The organism is Brevundimonas sp. BH3 (genome assembly GCF_045345115.1).
Lineage (GTDB): Bacteria > Pseudomonadota > Alphaproteobacteria > Caulobacterales > Caulobacteraceae > Brevundimonas.
Window position 1 is genome coordinate 1066070 of record NZ_CP150796.1, and the last position, 17975, is coordinate 1084044.

A 17975-nucleotide genomic window follows, 5' to 3' on the forward strand; every position below is an offset into this window, starting at 1 on the left:
ATTTTGCTGCGTCAAGTGCTATATACGCCCGTTCAGCAGATTCCATGAATCCGCGCAAATTGCGCCGAGGCCCGGTTAGAAGCCCTCCTGACCGGTGCGAAGGCGTCGCTCCTTCCCAAGGGAGCGGGATATTTAAGGTGTCCTGATCTGCCCGCCGGATCGAGGGTGGGCACCGAGAAGACGTTTAACGGTCACGGACCGCCTTGGGGCGTGCCGTGGCTGCTGCATTGAGAGCTGGGTCCGCAAGGGCTCACGATTGGGAAAACAGAATGGCCAAGTCCACCGACGGTCTCGCCTTGGGCAAGATCGCAGCCGCGACCTCCTTCACCGGTAAGAAGCGCATTCGCTATAGCTTCGGGCGTATCCCCGAGGCCGTGCAAATGCCGAACCTGATCGAGGTTCAACGCGCTTCCTACGAGCAATTCTTGCAGCGCGAGAGCCGTCCGGGCCTGCGTCGCGACGAGGGCATTGAAGCGGTCTTCAAATCGGTCTTCCCGATCAAGGACTTCAACGAACGCGCCGTTCTTGAATACGTTTCGTACGAGTTCGAAGATCCGAAGTACGACGTTGAAGAGTGCATTCAGCGCGACATGACCTATGCCGCGCCGCTGAAGGTCAAGCTGCGCCTGATCGTGTTCGAAACCGAAGAAGAGACAGGCGCTCGCTCGGTCAAGGACATCAAGGAGCAGGACGTCTATATGGGCGATATCCCGCTCATGACGGACAAGGGCACCTTCATCGTCAACGGCACCGAGCGCGTGATCGTCTCGCAGATGCACCGTTCGCCGGGCGTCTTCTTCGACCACGACAAGGGCAAGACCCACTCGTCGGGCAAGCTGTTGTTCGCGGCCCGCGTGATCCCTTACCGCGGTTCGTGGCTGGACTTCGAGTTCGATGCCAAGGACGTGGTTTACGTTCGTATCGACCGCCGCCGCAAACTGCCGGCCACCACCTTCCTGTACTCGCTGGGTATGGATGGTGAGGAAATCCTCAAGACCTTCTACGAGACCGTGCCTTACGAGAAGCGCGGCGAAAACTGGGTCACCCCGTACAAGCCGGAACGCTGGCGCGGCGTGAAGCCGGAATTCGACCTGATCGACGCCGACACCGGCGAAGTGGTTGCTCCGGCTGGCCAGAAGATCTCGGCCCGTGCCGCCAAGAAGCTGCAAGACGGTGGTCTGCAGTCGCTGTCGCTGGCTGCCGATGCTCTGCTGGGCAAGTATCTGGCCAATGACGCCGTCAATTTCGAAACCGGCGAAATCTATGCCGAGGCGGGTGACGAACTCGATCAGGCCGCTATCGAGGTTCTGGAAGCCCAGGGCTTCTCGACCATCGAGGTTCTGGACATCGACCACGTTACGGTCGGTGCCTACATGCGTAATACCCTGCGCCTGGACAAGAATACGGGCCGCGAAGACGCCCTGTTCGACATCTATCGCGTTATGCGCCCGGGCGAGCCGCCCACGCCGGAAGCTGCTGAAGCCATGTTCGGCTCGCTGTTCTTCGATCCCGAGCGTTACGACCTGTCGGCCGTTGGTCGCGTGAAAATGAACATGCGTCTGGAAACCCCGGAGGTTTCGGACGAAATCCGCGTCCTGCGCAAGGACGACATTCTGAAGGTTCTGCAGATCCTCGTGGGTCTGAAGGATGGCCGTGGCGAAATCGACGATATCGATAACCTCGGTAACCGTCGTGTGCGTTCGGTGGGTGAGCTGCTGGAAAACCAGTACCGCGTCGGCCTGCTGCGTATGGAGCGCGCCATCAAGGAACGCATGTCGTCGGTCGATATCGACACCGTCATGCCGCACGACCTTATCAATGCGAAACCGGCTGCGGCTGCTGTTCGTGAATTCTTCGGCTCTTCGCAGCTGTCGCAGTTCATGGACCAAACCAACCCGCTGTCGGAAATCACCCACAAGCGTCGCCTTTCGGCGCTTGGCCCAGGTGGTCTGACCCGCGAGCGTGCTGGCTTTGAAGTTCGCGACGTGCACCCGACCCACTATGGTCGTATCTGCCCGATTGAAACGCCGGAAGGCCCGAACATCGGTCTGATCAACTCGCTGGCCACCCACGCACGCGTCAACAAGTACGGCTTCATTGAATCGCCGTACCGTCGCGTTAAGGACGGTCAGGCCCAGGAAGAGGTGGTTTACATCTCGGCCATGGAAGAAGCTCGCTACACCATCGCTCAGTCGAACATTGAGCTGAAGAATGGCGAGATCGTTGAAGACATCGTTCCGGGCCGTGTGAACGGTGAATCCCAGCTCCTCACGAAGGAGTCGGTGGACATGATGGACGTGTCGCCGAAACAAGTTGTTTCGGTCGCTGCGGCCCTGATCCCGTTCCTTGAAAACGACGACGCCAACCGCGCACTGATGGGCGCGAACATGCAACGTCAGGCCGTGCCGCTGGTTCAAACCGATGCCCCTCTGGTGGGTACCGGTATGGAATCGGTCGTGGCACGTGACTCGGGCGCTGTCGTGATCGCCCGCCGTGACGGTGTGGTCGAACAGATCGACGGTACCCGTATCGTTCTGCGCGCCACCGGTGATGTTGATCCGGGCCGTTCGGGCGTGGACATCTATCGTCTGTCGAAGTTCCAGCGTTCGAACCAGTCGACCTGTATCAACCAGCGCCCGATCGTGCGTGTAGGCGATGCAGTGAAGGCCGGTGACGTTATCGCCGACGGTCCGTCGACCGATCTGGGCGATCTGGCTCTGGGCCGTAACGTCCTCGTCGCCTACATGCCGTGGAACGGCTACAACTTCGAAGACTCCATTCTGATCTCCGAGCGCATCGTGCGCGATGACATCTTCACCTCGATCCACCTCGAGGAGTTTGAAGTCATGGCCCGTGACACCAAGCTTGGGCCAGAAGAAATCACCCGCGACATCCCGAACGTCGGCGAGGAAGCTCTGCGCAACCTCGACGAGGCCGGTATTGTGGCCATCGGTGCTGAAGTTCAGCCGGGCGACATTCTGGTCGGTAAGGTAACGCCGAAGGGCGAAAGCCCGATGACGCCAGAAGAAAAACTGCTGCGCGCCATCTTTGGTGAAAAGGCTTCGGACGTTCGCGACACCTCGTTGCGTCTGCCGCCGGGCGTTGCCGGTACCATCGTCGACGTGCGCGTGTTCAACCGCCACGGCGTTGATAAGGACGAACGCGCTCAAGCTATTGAACGCGCTGAAATCGAACGCCTCGGCAAGGACCGTGACGACGAGCTCAAGATTCTCGAGCGCAACGTCTATGGCCGTCTGAAGCCGCTGCTGCTGGGCAAGACCGCTGTGTCGGGTCCGAAGGGCATTGGCCGTGGTGAAGTCACCAACGAGGTTCTGGGCGAAGTGTCCAAGGGCCTGTGGTGGCAGATCGCTCTGGACGACGAGAAGGCCATGGCTGAACTCGAAGCCATGAAGAAGCAGTTCGAAGACGCCCGTAAGGCTCTGGACCGTCGCTTCGAAGACAAGGTCGAGAAGCTACAACGCGGTGACGAACTGCCGCCGGGCGTGATGAAGATGGTGAAGGTCTTTGTTGCTGTGAAGCGCAAGCTTCAGCCGGGCGACAAGATGGCCGGCCGTCACGGTAACAAGGGCGTTATTTCCAAGATCCTGCCGATCGAGGACATGCCGCACCTTGAAGATGGCACCCACGTCGATATCGTTCTGAACCCGTTGGGCGTGCCGTCGCGCATGAACATCGGACAGATCTTCGAAACCCACCTCGGTTGGGCGGCTGCTGGCCTCGGCAAGCAGATCAAAATCCTGCTCGAAGAATGGATGGACGGCGGCCAGCGCGAAGAGCTGGTGAAGCGTCTGACGGAAATCTACGGCGAGGACACCCCTCTGCCGCAAACCGACGAAGAACTGATCGAGCTGGCTCAAAATCTGTCGAAGGGTGTTCCGTTTGCAACGCCGGTCTTCGACGGCGCGCGTATCTCGGACATTGAAGACCGACTGGAAGCGGCGGGTCTGGACCGTTCTGGCCAGTCGATCCTGTTCGACGGTCAGACCGGTGAACAGTTCAAGCGTCCGGTCACCGTGGGCTATGTGTACATGCTCAAGCTGCACCACCTGGTCGACGATAAGATCCACGCCCGCTCCATCGGCCCATACTCGCTCGTTACGCAGCAACCGCTGGGTGGTAAGGCGCAGTTCGGCGGTCAGCGCTTCGGGGAAATGGAGGTCTGGGCTCTGGAAGCTTACGGTGCCGCCTACACCCTGCAGGAAATGCTGACGGTGAAGTCGGATGACGTGGCTGGCCGTACCAAGGTTTACGAAGCCATCGTCCGTGGCGATGACAGCTTCGAAGCCGGCATTCCCGAGAGCTTCAACGTGCTCATCAAGGAAATGCGCTCGCTGGGTCTGAACGTGGAGCTGGAGAACAGCTGATTCAAAGATTTCCCTCTCCGCAGCGGCGGGGAGGGGCCTCTGACCAGCCGCCTCTGCTCTGAATGATTTTCGCGGCCTCTGCCGCAGAAGGATAAAAGATGAACCAGGACGTCCTGAACATCTTCAACCCGGTCCCGGTCACCCCGACCTTCGACCAAATCAAAATCGCTCTGGCCTCGCCCGAGAAGATCCGTTCGTGGTCGTTCGGCGAAATCAAAAAGCCGGAAACCATCAACTACCGTACGTTCAAGCCGGAACGTGACGGCCTGTTCTGCGCCCGTATCTTTGGCCCGACCAAGGACTACGAATGCCTGTGCGGCAAATACAAGCGCATGAAGTACAAGGGCATCATCTGCGAGAAGTGCGGTGTTGAAGTCACCCTCGCTCGCGTTCGCCGCGAGCGTATGGGTCACATCGACCTGGCCGCTCCGGTGGCCCACATCTGGTTCCTGAAGTCGCTGCCGTCGCGTATCTCGCTGATGCTGGACATGGCGCTGAAGGACGTTGAGCGCGTTCTGTACTTCGAAAACTACATCGTTACCGAGCCGGGCCTGACCCCGCTGAAGCAGAACCAACTGCTGACGGAAGACGAGTTCTATCACTATCAGGAAGAGTTCGGCGACGACGGCTTTACCGCTGAAATCGGTGCCGAGGCTGTCCGCAACCTGCTGATGGCGATCGATCTGAACGCCGAAGCCGAGAAGCATCGCGCCGAACTGGCCGACAACCCGTCGGAAATGAAGGCCAAGAAGGCTTCGAAGCGTCTGAAGCTGATGGAAGCCTTCCTCGAGTCGGGCAACAAGCCCGAGTGGATGATCCTGACCATCGTGCCGGTCATCCCGCCGGAACTTCGTCCGCTGGTGCCGCTGGATGGCGGTCGTTTCGCGACCTCCGACCTGAACGATCTGTATCGTCGCGTCATCAACCGTAACAACCGCCTGAAGCGCCTGATGGAGCTGCGTGCGCCTGACATCATCATCCGTAACGAAAAGCGGATGCTGCAAGAGTCGGTTGACGCCCTGTTTGACAATGGCCGTCGCGGCCGCGTCATCACCGGTGCTAACAAGCGTCCTCTGAAGTCGCTGGCCGACATGCTGAAGGGCAAGCAGGGCCGCTTCCGTCAGAACCTGCTCGGCAAGCGCGTCGACTATTCGGGCCGTTCGGTTATCACCGTGGGTCCGGAACTGAAGCTGCACGAGTGCGGCCTGCCGAAGAAGATGGCTCTGGAGCTGTTCAAGCCGTTCATCTATGCGCGTCTGGACGCCAAGGGCCTGTCGGGCACCGTCAAGCAGTCCAAGCGTATGGTCGAGCGTGAACAACCGGCCGTTTGGGATATCCTCGACGAGGTTATCCGCGAACACCCGGTCATGCTGAACCGCGCACCGACGCTTCACCGCCTGGGCATTCAGGCGTTTGAGCCGAAGCTGATCGAAGGTAAGGCGATCCGCCTGCACCCGCTGGTCTGTACGGCATTCAACGCCGACTTCGACGGTGACCAGATGGCCGTGCACGTTCCGCTGAGCCTCGAGGCCCAGCTGGAAGCGCGCGTCCTGATGATGTCGACGAACAACATCCTGTCGCCGGCCAACGGTAAGCCGATCATCGTGCCGTCGCAGGATATCGTGCTGGGCCTGTACTACCTGTCGCTCGTCAAGGACGGCGAGCCGGGTGAGGGCAAGCTGTTCGCCAATATCGGTGAAATCGACGCGGCGCTGGACGCCAAGGTCGTGACCCTGCACACCAAGATCAAGGCGCGCTGGACCGAAATGAATGCGGATGGCGAGCTGGTGACCAAGGTCATCGACACGACGCCGGGCCGTATGAAGCTGGGCGCAATCCTGCCGCACAACCCGAACATCGGTTACCGTCTGGTCGACAAGAACCTGACCAAGAAGGAAATCGGTAACCTGATCGATCAGGTCTATCGTCACTGCGGCCAGAAGGCGACGGTGATCTTTGCGGACCAGATGATGGGCCTCGGCTTCCGTGAAGCCGCCAAGGCCGGTATCTCGGTCGGTAAGGACGACATCGTCATTCCGGACGCCAAATACACTCTGGTTAACGAGACCCGCACCCAGGTTGAAGAGTACGAACAGCAATATGCTGACGGCCTCATCACCAAGGGCGAGAAGTACAACAAGGTCATCGACGCCTGGTCGAAGGCCTCGGACAAGATCTCGGACGCCATGATGGCCGAAATCGCCCGTCCGCGTGTGCTGATCAAGGGCCAGAACCCGGACATCAACTCGGTCTACATGATGGCCAACTCGGGTGCGCGTGGTTCGCAAGCCCAGATGAAGCAGCTTGGCGGTATGCGCGGCCTGATGGCCAAGCCTTCCGGCGAGATCATCGAGACCCCGATTACCTCGAACTTTAAAGAAGGCCTGACCGTTCTGGAGTACTTCAACTCCACCCACGGTGCCCGTAAGGGTCTGGCCGATACCGCACTGAAGACCGCCAACTCGGGTTACCTGACCCGCCGTCTGGTGGACGTTGCGCAAGACTCGATCGTCACCGAAGAGAACTGTGGTTCGACCCGTGGCATCACCCTGCGCGCCGTGACCGAAGGCGGTGACGTTCTGGTTTCGCTGGGCCAACGTGTCCTGGGTCGCTATGCGGCCGAGAACATCATGGAACCCGGTACCGACAACGTCCTGTTCCCGGCAGATACCTACCTGCAGGAAGAGGAAGTCGAGACGATCGACGAAATGGGTGTGGCCTCGGTCAAGGTCCGTTCGGCCCTGACTTGTGAAGCTGAAGCCGGTATCTGCGCCCACTGCTATGGTCGCGATCTGGCTCGCGGTACCAATGTGAACATCGGTGAAGCTGTTGGCGTTATCGCGGCACAGTCGATCGGTGAGCCGGGTACCCAGCTGACCATGCGTACCTTCCACATTGGCGGCACCGCACAGGTTTCGGACACTTCGTTCTACGAAGCGACCAATGCCGGTGTGGCCAAGATTTCGGGCCCGACCGTTGTTGCACCGCACGGTGATCTGGTCGCGATGAGCCGCAACGTGGTCATCTCGCTGATGGTCGATGGCAAGGAACGCGAAACCCACAAGGTGCCTTATGGTGCACGTCTGCGAGTCAAGGACGGTGCAGAAGTGGCCAAGGGCGCTCGCGTGGCCGAGTGGGACCCCTATACCAACCCGATCATCACCGAAGTGGGCGGTACCATCCGCTTCGAAGATCTGGTCGAAGGTCTGTCCGTCAAGGAAGAGACCGACGAGGCAACCGGTATCGCACAGCGCGTTGTTTCGGACTGGCGTGCCAGCCCGCGTGGTGCGGACCTGCGTCCGGCCCTGGGCATCATCGCGGGCGAAAGCTATGCTCGTCTGTCTTCGGGTACGGATGCCCGTTACCTGCTGCCGGTTGGTGCCATTCTGTCGGTGTCGAGCGGTGACGAGGTCAAGCCGGGTGAAGTTATCGCCCGTATCCCGACCGAAGGTGCAAAGACCCGCGACATCACTGGCGGTCTGCCGCGTGTTGCCGAACTGTTCGAAGCCCGCCGTCCGAAGGATTGCGCCGTCATCGCCGAAATGGATGGCCGCGTAGAATTCGGTCGCGACTACAAGAACAAGCGTCGCATCAAGATCACGCCGGAGCCGGATGCCGATGGCAACCAAGGCGAAGCCGTGGAATTCCTGATCCCGAAGGGCAAGCACATCTCCGTCCATGACGGCGATCTGATCCAGAAGGGCGACTACATCATCGACGGCAATCCCGATCCGCACGATCTGCTGCGTATTCAGGGCGTCGAAGCTCTGGCCGAATACCTCGTCAACGAGGTTCAGGAAGTCTACCGTCTGCAAGGCGTGCCGATTAACGACAAGCACATCGAGGTGATCGTTCGCCAGATGCTGCAAAAGGTCGAAGTGATCGACTCGGGCGAAACCACCCTGATCCGTGGCGACACGGTCGAAGTGGCAGAAGCCGAGCTGGAAAATGCCAAGGTCGAGAAGCGCGGTGGCCGTCTGGCGATCACGCAACCGGTCCTGCTGGGCATCACCAAGGCGTCGCTGCAAACCCGCAGCTTCATCTCGGCAGCTTCGTTCCAGGAGACCACCCGCGTGCTTACCGAGGCTTCGGTCCACGGCAAGAAGGACACGCTGGAAGGCCTCAAGGAAAACGTCATCGTCGGCCGTCTTATCCCGGCTGGTACGGGCGCTTACCTGCGCAGCCTGCAAAAGGTTGCCAACGAGCGCGACGCGCAGCTTACCCAAGCTCGCGAAGACGCTGTCGAGCCGCTGCCGGCCGATCTGGCTCTGGAACTGGACAAGAACTAATCCGGTTTTCAGGCTTGAGCTGAAAAATGAAGGGCGGTGCCATCTGGCACCGCCCTTTGTTTTTGGCTGTTGTGGCTAATGCGGTGTACGCCGGATGCGGTATTCAACCGGCCCGTCGCGCTTGGTCTGGATGGGGGCGACGCTATCGACCTGATGGGTGGGATCAAGGTGGCGACCGGCCACGCCCATGCCGAAATTACTGCCGACGCCTTCTACGACGCCGCCATTGCCGCGTTCGCTGTCGGGAGGCGTGCGGCGACGGCTTTCATAGGCTTGCAGACGCTGGCGACCCTCGGCTTCAAAGCGGGCATCGCGGCGAGCATTGCCGCTGCCGGTTATGCGCGAAAGCCGTTCAAGGGCGCGGGTCGTGCGCTCACCTTCGCGATCGTCGCAGACATCACGTTCTTGCTGGGTCAGGCGGTCGGGATACTGACAGCCCAGAACCGATGTCCGCAGACTTTGTCCGACACGGCGGGAGGTTTCTTCATCGACGCTTTGTGGGGCGACCTGCCACGCGGATGTATCTTCAGCAGATTGATCCGAACTGACACCCTGAGCAAGCCTTGGCTGGGGGCGGTCGGGGCGCGAATCCGCATTGGTCATAGACTTCTGATGACGATCAGCAGGCTGAATGGTCTCGTCCGGTTGCGGGGCAACGACACGCGGTTTTTCTCCGTCAATAAGGGGTCGAGGTTCTATTTCGATATAGAGCGTAGGGGCTTGCGGTCTGGCGGGGGGCAGGACCGACTTGGCCCCGAAGGCAAGCGCGGCAATGGCCGCAAGGTGGAGGGCCACCGATGCGGCACCTCCCAGCCAATGCTGTCTACGCGTGGTCCGTCCCCTCATATATTGCCCCGTAAATGCCAGCGTTATTTGCGAGACTTGGCATCCATTGTGGCAAATCTATGAGCTAGTTACGGGGTGGCGTTGCGGAAGCGGTATTTGGAGCGCGCGGGCCGTTACTGGCACCGATCTGGTCCTGAAGTTTGCGTATCTCTCGGTTGGTGCCGGATAGCTCGTCCAAAGCTTCACCTTGGCCTGATCCTCCTTGAATCGAGCCTTGGCTCACACCGACGCCGGATCGTAAGGGCGCACGGCGGCGCTCATAATCATTGAGCTGTTGATTGCCCTCGGCAGCATTGCGCGCATCGCGCGCCGCATCGCCGGTGCCCATGACGCGGCGACCCCGTTCCATAGATTCTCGGATTCGGCGGGCATCGGCACTGTCACAGCTTAAACGCTGAACATCGCTGAGCATTTGTGGCTGGGTACAGTCCAGCGGGGTTGTGCGTCCGTAATAGATGCGGCCCGTCTGGGTGGCGGTATTGCCGGCAACACCACCTGCACCGGACGATCCGCCCGCAGGTGCTCCTCCACCGGACGCGTCACCACTTTCGGGGCGATAGGTCCATGCATCATCCAGCGCTCCGCCTGCCGCCGCAGCAGCAAGGGCGGCCTCGGCCTCTTCATCTATCCGTGCGCGGCGTGGAATAGGCGCATCCGGTGCGCCTGCCTGATCACGGCTCTGGTCGGCAGCCTCGTTCTGGTTGCTCTGGTTGACGGCGTTGCTTTGACCGGCGACGACAGAGGGCAGACTGCGGTTTTGAATCTCGCTGACAGACTCGCTCACAGGCCCGTCGATGGCCTCGATATGGGGGCGGGTAATGCGAGCGGTCACAGTGGGCAGGTCGGTCGTGTCCAGATCGCTGATGGCACCGGGGGCGGCATCATCCATGGACTGGGTATCCAGCGCCCTTTGCTGTTGGACCTGGGGCAGGGCGCGTTCTGTGCGCTCCACCTGTGCCTGTTGCAGCGGGTTCAGCCTTTGCTCGACGGGCGGTTCAACAGGGCGTTCCAGCGGTGGCTCGGTCGGTGTTTCCGGTGCAATCTCCTGCACCGGCTGTTCAGTCCGCTCCTGTGGCTGCTCCAATGTCTTTGGCTGGGGTGGCGTCAGGGGCTCGGGCCGGAGTTCCGGTGGCCGCATATCCAGCCAGACCTCAAAACTATTGTCTTCGTCAAAGGTCGGGATGAAGACGGTGTTCAGGGCAACCGGAATCAATATCGCCGCGTGCAAGGCCACCGAGGCCAGCAAAAGTGCGCTGCGTTGCCGTCCCCGTGACGAGGGAATAGGCCTTGGTATGGCCGATAAGCTGTAACCCATGAACCGCTGCCATTAGGTGGACGGGGATACGCAAGCCGTATGCAAATCAATCAGGGCAATCAGTTGCTTATCACCCTTTAGAATCGACCGTCCCATGAACACAGGTTTGGCGACAATGGTGAAATGACAAGTTCGGGATAAATAGACATGGAAACCTTAAGCATTAGGGGTTTTAAGCTTCCGTAAAGGATTGAAGCCTCGATCTTGACGGATCGTTGTGTGGCGCGTAGAAGCCAACCACTTTCGAGACGTGGGCGGTTCGCCGTCCGCTGGAAAGTGATAATTGATCGGACGGGCTGTGCCCGCCGGAACGCCCGAAGCGCGCGTTCCGGTTTTTCCGTTTGGAAGTCACCTTTCAGAATCGAAGTCCAACCCCGGGCGGTTTTACCGTCCAAAAGAAGGCAGTGAGGCGCTCCGGCCGAAAGGCACACGCTTCCATATCGTAAGAGACGAAACAGAATGCCCACGATCAACCAACTGATCCGCAAGCCCCGCAAGCCGAAGCCGGTTCGCAACAAGGTTCCGGCCCTGGAGGGTTCGCCCCAGCGTCGCGGTGTTTGCACCCGCGTATACACCACCACCCCGAAGAAGCCGAACTCGGCTCTGCGTAAGGTGGCCAAGGTCCGTCTGGCCAAGAACGGTGTTGAAGCTGTGTGCTACATCCCGGGTGAAGGCCACAACCTGCAAGAGCACTCGGTTGTGCTCATCCGCGGCGGCCGCGTGAAGGACCTTCCGGGTGTCCGTTACCACATCCTGCGCGGTGTGCTGGATACCCAAGGCGTCAAGGATCGTAAGCAGCGTCGTTCGCACTACGGTGCGAAGCGTCCGAAATAAGCCACTCGCGTTCCTGCGCACTACAAGATTTAAGAGGATACTCTCATGTCCCGTCGTCACCGCGCCCAGAAGCGTGAAGTTCTGCCGGATCCCAAGTTTGGTGATCTGATCGTTACCAAGTTCATGAACTACGTCATGTACGAAGGTAAGAAGGCTGTTGCTGAAAACATCGTCTACGGTGCTTTCGACATCCTGGCCGAGAAGAAAAAAGACCAGACTGCAGTGGAAACCTTCCACCAAGCTCTGGAAAACGTCGCTCCGACCGTCGAAGTGCGTTCGCGCCGCGTTGGTGGTGCAACCTACCAGGTTCCGGTTGAAGTCCGTCCTGACCGTCGTCGTGCCCTGGCCATCCGTTGGCTGGTGAACGCCGCTCGCAAGCGTGGTGAAAACACCATGACCGAAAAGCTGGCTGCCGAACTGCTGGACGCTTCGAACAACCGCGGTACCTCGGTCAAGAAGCGTGAAGACACCCACAAGATGGCCGAAGCCAACCGCGCATTCAGCCACTACCGCTGGTAAACGTCTTAAAACTGTCCTCGTACTTCGGTACGGGGACGGTTGCACTTTAGGCGATTTGGTGCGGGCATCCATTTTCTGGAATTGCCCGCGCCGTCATTTCTGACACAACGGGGGCGCTCGCGGCGTCCGCGAGCCACCCGGAAGGCAAGACCAATGGCCCGTACACACAAAATCGAAGACTACCGTAACTTCGGTATCATGGCCCACATTGACGCGGGCAAGACCACTACGACCGAACGTATCCTGTTCTACACCGGTAAGAACCACAAAATGGGCGAGACGCACGATGGTGCCTCGACCATGGACTGGATGGACCAGGAACAAGAGCGCGGCATCACCATCACGTCGGCCGCGACGACCGCTTTCTGGAAAGAAAAGCGCCTGAACATCATTGACACCCCGGGTCACGTTGACTTCACCATCGAAGTGGAGCGTTCGCTGCGCGTCCTCGACGGTGCTGTAACGGTTCTGGACGGTAACGCCGGTGTCGAGCCGCAGACCGAAACCGTTTGGCGTCAAGCTGACAAGTACAACGTTCCGCGTATCGTGTTCGTCAACAAGATGGACAAGATCGGTGCTGACTTCGAGAAGTCGGTTGAATCGATCCGCGACCGTCTGGGTGCCAAGGCTGTGCCGATCCAACTGCCGATCGGTTCGGAAACGAACCTGAAGGGCGTTGTCGACCTGGTCGAAATGAAGGCTCTCGTCTGGTCGACCGATCAGGTTGGTGCTCCGGCTGAAGAAGTCGAAATTCCGGCTGATATGGCTGATGCTGTGGCTGAAGCCCGTCAGTATCTGGTCGATAACGCCGTCGAGATCGACGACGAAGCCATGGAAGCCTATCTGGGTGGCGAAGAGCCGTCGGTTGCTGTGCTGAAGCGTTGCATCCGTAAGGCTGTTCTGACCGGTGCCTTCTACCCGATCCTCGCTGGCTCGGCGTTCAAGAACAAGGGTGTTCAGCCGTTGCTCGACGCCGTTGTCGACTACCTGCCGTCGCCGGTTGACATTCCGCCGACCCCAGGCATCGACTTCAAGACCGAAGAACCGGTTGTCCGTAAGGCTTCGGACGAAGAGCCGCTGTCGGTTCTGGCGTTCAAGATCATGGACGACCCGTTCGTCGGCTCGATCACCTTCTGCCGTCTGTATTCGGGCACGATGGAAACCGGCCAATCGCTGCTGAACTCGTCGCGCGACAAGCGTGAACGTGTTGGTCGTATGCTGCAAATGCACTCGAACAACCGCGAAGACATCAAGATTGCCTATGCTGGTGACATTGTGGCTCTGGCTGGCCTCAAGGAAACCCGCACCGGCGACACCCTGTGTGATCCGCTGAAGTCGCCGGTTATCCTCGAGAAGATGGAATTCCCGGCTCCGGTTATCGAAATCGCAGTCGAGCCGAAGACCAAGGCTGACCAAGAGAAGCTCGGTGTGGCTCTGGCCAAGCTGGCTTCGGAAGACCCGTCCTTCACCGTTTCGACCGACCACGAGTCGGGCCAAACGATCCTGAAGGGCATGGGCGAGCTGCACCTCGACATCAAGATCGACATCCTGAAGCGTACCTATAAGGTCGAAGCCACCATCGGTGCTCCGCAGGTTGCTTACCGTGAATCGATCGGTAAGAAGGTCGAGATCGACTACACCCACAAGAAGCAAACCGGCGGTACCGGTCAGTTCGCCCGCGTCAAGCTGGTGTTCGAGCCGGGTGAACCGGGTTCGGACTTCGTGTTCGAGTCGGCCATCGTCGGCGGTGCTGTTCCGAAGGAATACATCCCGGGCGTTGAAAAGGGCCTGAAGTCGGCCAAGGAAAACGGTCTGCTGGCCGGCTTCCCGGTTATCGACGTCAAGGCAACCCTGATCGACGGCGCGTTCCACGACGTTGACTCTTCGGTCCTGGCCTTCGAAATCGCTTCGCGCGCTGCCTTCAAGGAACTGCGCGAGAAGGGTGCTCCGAAGCTGCTCGAGCCGATCATGGCCGTCGAGGTTGTGACCCCGGAAGAGTATCTGGGTTCGGTTATCGGTGACCTGAACGGTCGTCGTGGCATGATCCAAGGCCAAGACATGCGCGGTAACGCCGTTGTCGTGAACGCCTTCGTGCCGCTGGCCAACATGTTCGGTTACGTGAACACCCTGCGCGGTATGTCGCAAGGTCGTGCACAGTTCACCATGCAATACGACCACTACGAGCCGGTGCCGCAACACGTCGCCGACGAAGTGATCAAGAAGTACGCCTAATCAGCCGTCTTTTTGACGACTGACACTTGAAATCGGGGCGATTTGGTAACAAATCGCCCCCTATCCATCCCCAAACCTTATTTGGACCCCGGTTCGGGGACTCCAGGAGCTAGAAAATGGCCAAGGAAAAGTTCGAACGCACTAAGCCGCACTGCAACATCGGCACCATCGGTCACGTTGACCATGGCAAGACCACGCTGACGGCTGCGATCACCATCACGCTGGCGAAGGCCGGTGGTGCAACGGCTAAGGCCTATGCGGACATCGACGCTGCGCCGGAAGAAAAAGCCCGCGGCATCACGATCAACACCTCGCACGTTGAGTACGAGACGGCTAACCGTCACTACGCCCACGTGGACTGCCCGGGTCACGCCGACTACGTGAAGAACATGATCACCGGTGCTGCCCAGATGGACGGCGCGATCCTGGTTTGCTCGGCCGCTGACGGCCCGATGCCGCAAACCCGCGAGCACATCCTGCTGTCGCGTCAGGTTGGCGTTCCGGCTCTGGTCGTGTTCCTGAACAAGGTTGACATGGTCGACGACGAAGAGCTGCTCGAGCTCGTCGAAATGGAAGTTCGTGAACTTCTGTCGTCGTACAACTTCCCGGGCGACGACATTCCGGTGATCAAGGGTTCGGCTCTGGCCGCCGTTGAAGACCGCGACGCCCACATCGGTGCAGACCGCGTTCTGGAACTGATGCAGGCTGTTGACGACTACATCCCGCAGCCGGAACGTCCGATCGACCAAGCCTTCCTGATGCCGGTTGAAGACGTATTCTCGATCTCGGGTCGTGGTACGGTTGTGACCGGTCGCGTCGAGCGCGGCATCGTCAAGGTCGGTGAAGAAGTCGAAATCGTCGGCATCCGTCCGGTTCAAAAGACGACCTGCACGGGCGTCGAAATGTTCCGCAAGCTGCTGGATCAAGGTCAAGCTGGTGACAACGTCGGCGTTCTGCTGCGCGGCACCAAGCGTGAAGACGTCGAGCGCGGCCAAGTGCTGTGCAAGCCGGGTTCGATCACCCCGCACACCAAGTTCGTTGCTGAGGCCTACATCCTCACCAAGGAAGAGGGCGGCCGTCACACCCCGTTCTTCACCAACTACCGTCCGCAGTTCTACTTCCGCACCACCGACGTGACCGGCATCGTTCACCTCAAGGAAGGCGTGGAAATGATCATGCCGGGCGACAACGCCGAGCTGGACGTCGAGCTGATCACCCCGATCGCCATGGAAGAGAAGCTGCGCTTCGCTATCCGTGAAGGCGGCCGCACCGTCGGCGCTGGCGTCGTTTCGAAGATCGTTGCCTAAGCAACGCTTTGATCTGACCCCAACGGGTTAAGCCTAACAGACGGCCCTCCGGAGCAATCCGGAGGGCCGTTTTGTTTGGCTATTTCAAGCCATTGGATTTGGCTTTTAGATGCAAATAGGCTTTACGGAGTCTCTGGATTACACGGGTTGGGGAACCTGCAATATTATGGGACTGGATGCGTTCATCATCCCGATGAGGGATTTGACGCCGGAAGAGCGCGGCCTTTGGCAAGAGTGGCAGCGTGCGCGGCCGCAGTTACGAAGTCCGTTCTTCAACATCGGTTTTAGCGATGCGGTGGCGTGTGAAGGTTCAGGTGTCGCAGTTGCCAAGCTGTATGAGGCGGGCCGCCTGATCGGCTTTTTCCCTTATCAACGACGGGGCCGAACGGCATATCCCGTTGGCGCACCGATGAATGATTACCATGCCGTGATTGGTGATCCGCAGACGAGGATAACGCTCGAAGACGTCGCGCGCTTGCTGCCGGTAAAGCGTCTTAGTGTGAACAGCTGGATCGGCCCGGACAACGGGAATGCAGATGATAGATATCTGCGGCTATCGACCTGCCAGGCAAACATTGGGCCGGATGGTTATGATGCATGGTTTGAAAAACAGCGAAGCCAGCACAACAAATATTTCAAAGACAAGGCCCGTAGTCGACGCGGTATGGAATCGGCTTTTGGTCCCATGCGTGTCCATATTGAAGGGGCAAACCACGCATTACTGGATCAACTTATCAGTCTGAAGAGCCAGCAGTATCGACGCACAGGACGCCACGATATTTTTGGACCGCAGTGGACGCGTCGCCTGCTGCATCGTTTGCTGGATGGGGACAACAGTTTTAAGGCGACATTGGCGTCCCTATGGGCCGGTGACACCTTGCTGGCTATGGAGCTGAGCCTTCATGCCGATGGGGTATGGCATTTCTGGTTTCCGGCCTATCTGGAAACGGGGGCTAAATACTCGCCCGGGATTTGGCTGAGTATGGAAACCATGCGTCAGGTTTGTACCGGGGGGTATGACGAGTTCGACTATGGGTTTTCTGGCGAGGCGTACAAAAAATATTTTTGTAATCGCAGCGAGCAGGTTGTCGAGGCGGTCATCGGGGGAAGGGACTGGACGGATCTGGTGCGCATCACGACGCAACGACCGGATTTGGCCTTAAGCACGAGGCGTCGTTGGGCGGCGATCGAGGCATCGGAGCCGCAACTGGGCGGACGTATCCTTGGCACTATCCTTGCTGGACGCAGTCTGGTCGGCCGTTTAGCGCGCAAGGAATCCAGTAAATGAACATGCGGATCATGGAAGAATGCCGTCAACTGGGTGCCGTTCGCAACAGCGCCATCCATTCGCATGGTCTGGATGTATCGAGCTATAGTGGCGATGATGCGCTTGCGGATTTGCTGGACAGATATCCAGAAGCCCTGATCGATGTGAACCAGTATAGCTATGACGCCGAAGGGCAGGTCACGCTGATGGCCGGTGAACGTGGTCAGACCAGCGGTGCCGAGCTTCTTGAAGCGGTTCGCAAAGGTCGTATGTGGATCAACCTTCGCAGTGTCGAAGATGTCTGGCCCGAATTCTGGAATGCTGCAACGGATGCGTTTGACGATATCGCTTCGGCCTATGAAGACATGCATGCGGTGAAACGCGCTGGCCAGTTGATTATCTCTTCGCCCAGTACGCGCGTGCCGTATCATTTTGATGCGTCAGGTGTCGTGCTGTTCCACATGCGCGGGATCAAACGCATGTTTGTTTATCCGTCGGACGAAGCGCATCTGCCCGAACAGGCCATGGAGAATATCGTCGCGCGCCGGACGACCGAGGAACTGCCCTATAATCTGGGCTTCGAAGCAGATGCAGAGGTTTTTGAGCTGCATCCCGGTGAAGCTCTGGTCTGGCCGCTATATGCCCCACACCGCGTGGAAAACGTCGACGGCCTGTGTGTCAGTCTGTCGATGGATTACCAGACATGGGAAAGCCGCATGCGCACGGGCACGCTGTATACGCATGCCTTTTTGCGGGAGCGCGGTATAAGACCAACGGTCCTGCACAGGCTCTCCAAGGCCAGTCTGGCCCTGCGCTGGATGATATCGCTGCCGCTGCGCCGAATGAAGATACTCGGCAATAACATCGCCAATATCCCGCGCCAATTTGTTGTAGATGCCTCGGCTGAAAATGGAATGCGCCAGACCGCTCTAGATTAAAAGGCTGTCATTACGGGCTTGTAAGCGGACTTTTGGGTCGCGC

At 59.1% G+C, this 17975-nt stretch carries 10 protein-coding genes; 8 read left to right on the plus strand and 2 right to left on the minus strand.

The window, feature by feature from the left end; genetic code table 11:
• The first annotated feature begins 269 nt into the window (after window positions 1–269).
• A complete protein-coding gene (gene rpoB, locus WEU32_RS05005; protein ID WP_312813880.1) occupies window positions 270–4385 on the plus strand; it encodes a DNA-directed RNA polymerase subunit beta in 4116 nt (1371 codons plus the stop codon).
• 98 nt (window positions 4386–4483) lie between these two features.
• Window positions 4484–8674: a DNA-directed RNA polymerase subunit beta' gene (gene rpoC, locus WEU32_RS05010; RefSeq protein WP_406853095.1), complete on the plus strand. Its 4191-nt coding sequence runs from the start codon at window positions 4484–4486 to the stop codon at window positions 8672–8674.
• Between the two features lie 75 nt (window positions 8675–8749).
• Here rpoC and WEU32_RS05015 read toward each other — a convergent pair whose 3' ends face one another.
• Complete coding sequence (locus tag WEU32_RS05015; RefSeq protein ID WP_406853096.1) at window positions 8750–9520, minus strand: hypothetical protein; 771 nt, start codon at window positions 9518–9520, stop codon at window positions 8750–8752.
• Between the two features lie 64 nt (window positions 9521–9584).
• Complete coding sequence (locus WEU32_RS05020; RefSeq protein ID WP_406853097.1) at window positions 9585–10733, minus strand: hypothetical protein; 1149 nt, start codon at window positions 10731–10733, stop codon at window positions 9585–9587.
• A gap of 561 nt (window positions 10734–11294) precedes the next feature.
• Here WEU32_RS05020 and rpsL point away from each other — a divergent pair.
• From rpsL to WEU32_RS05050, 6 genes are all read left to right on the plus strand, one after another.
• Window positions 11295–11669: a 30S ribosomal protein S12 gene (gene rpsL, locus WEU32_RS05025; protein ID WP_003165508.1), complete on the plus strand. Its 375-nt coding sequence runs from the start codon at window positions 11295–11297 to the stop codon at window positions 11667–11669.
• 45 nt (window positions 11670–11714) lie between these two features.
• Window positions 11715–12188, plus strand: a complete 474-nt coding sequence (gene rpsG, locus WEU32_RS05030) for a 30S ribosomal protein S7 (protein WP_312137720.1) — start codon at window positions 11715–11717, stop codon at window positions 12186–12188.
• A 153-nt stretch (window positions 12189–12341) separates the two neighbouring features.
• Window positions 12342–14420 (plus strand): elongation factor G, encoded by a 2079-nt coding sequence (gene fusA, locus WEU32_RS05035; RefSeq protein WP_406853098.1) that lies wholly within the window; start codon window positions 12342–12344, stop codon window positions 14418–14420.
• A 116-nt stretch (window positions 14421–14536) separates the two neighbouring features.
• Window positions 14537–15727 carry an elongation factor Tu gene (tuf, locus tag WEU32_RS05040; protein WP_312813874.1) on the plus strand — a complete coding sequence of 397 codons (1191 nt, stop codon included), beginning with the start codon at window positions 14537–14539 and terminating at the stop codon, window positions 15725–15727.
• Window positions 15728–15893: 166 nt separating this feature from the next.
• Complete coding sequence (locus WEU32_RS05045) at window positions 15894–17015, plus strand: GNAT family N-acetyltransferase (RefSeq protein WP_312137724.1); 1122 nt, start codon at window positions 15894–15896, stop codon at window positions 17013–17015.
• Window positions 17012–17932 carry a cupin-like domain-containing protein gene (locus WEU32_RS05050; RefSeq protein WP_406853099.1) on the plus strand — a complete coding sequence of 307 codons (921 nt, stop codon included), beginning with the start codon at window positions 17012–17014 and terminating at the stop codon, window positions 17930–17932. Before WEU32_RS05045 ends, WEU32_RS05050 begins: the two co-directional genes overlap by 4 nt.
• Window positions 17933–17975 lie beyond the last annotated feature (43 nt).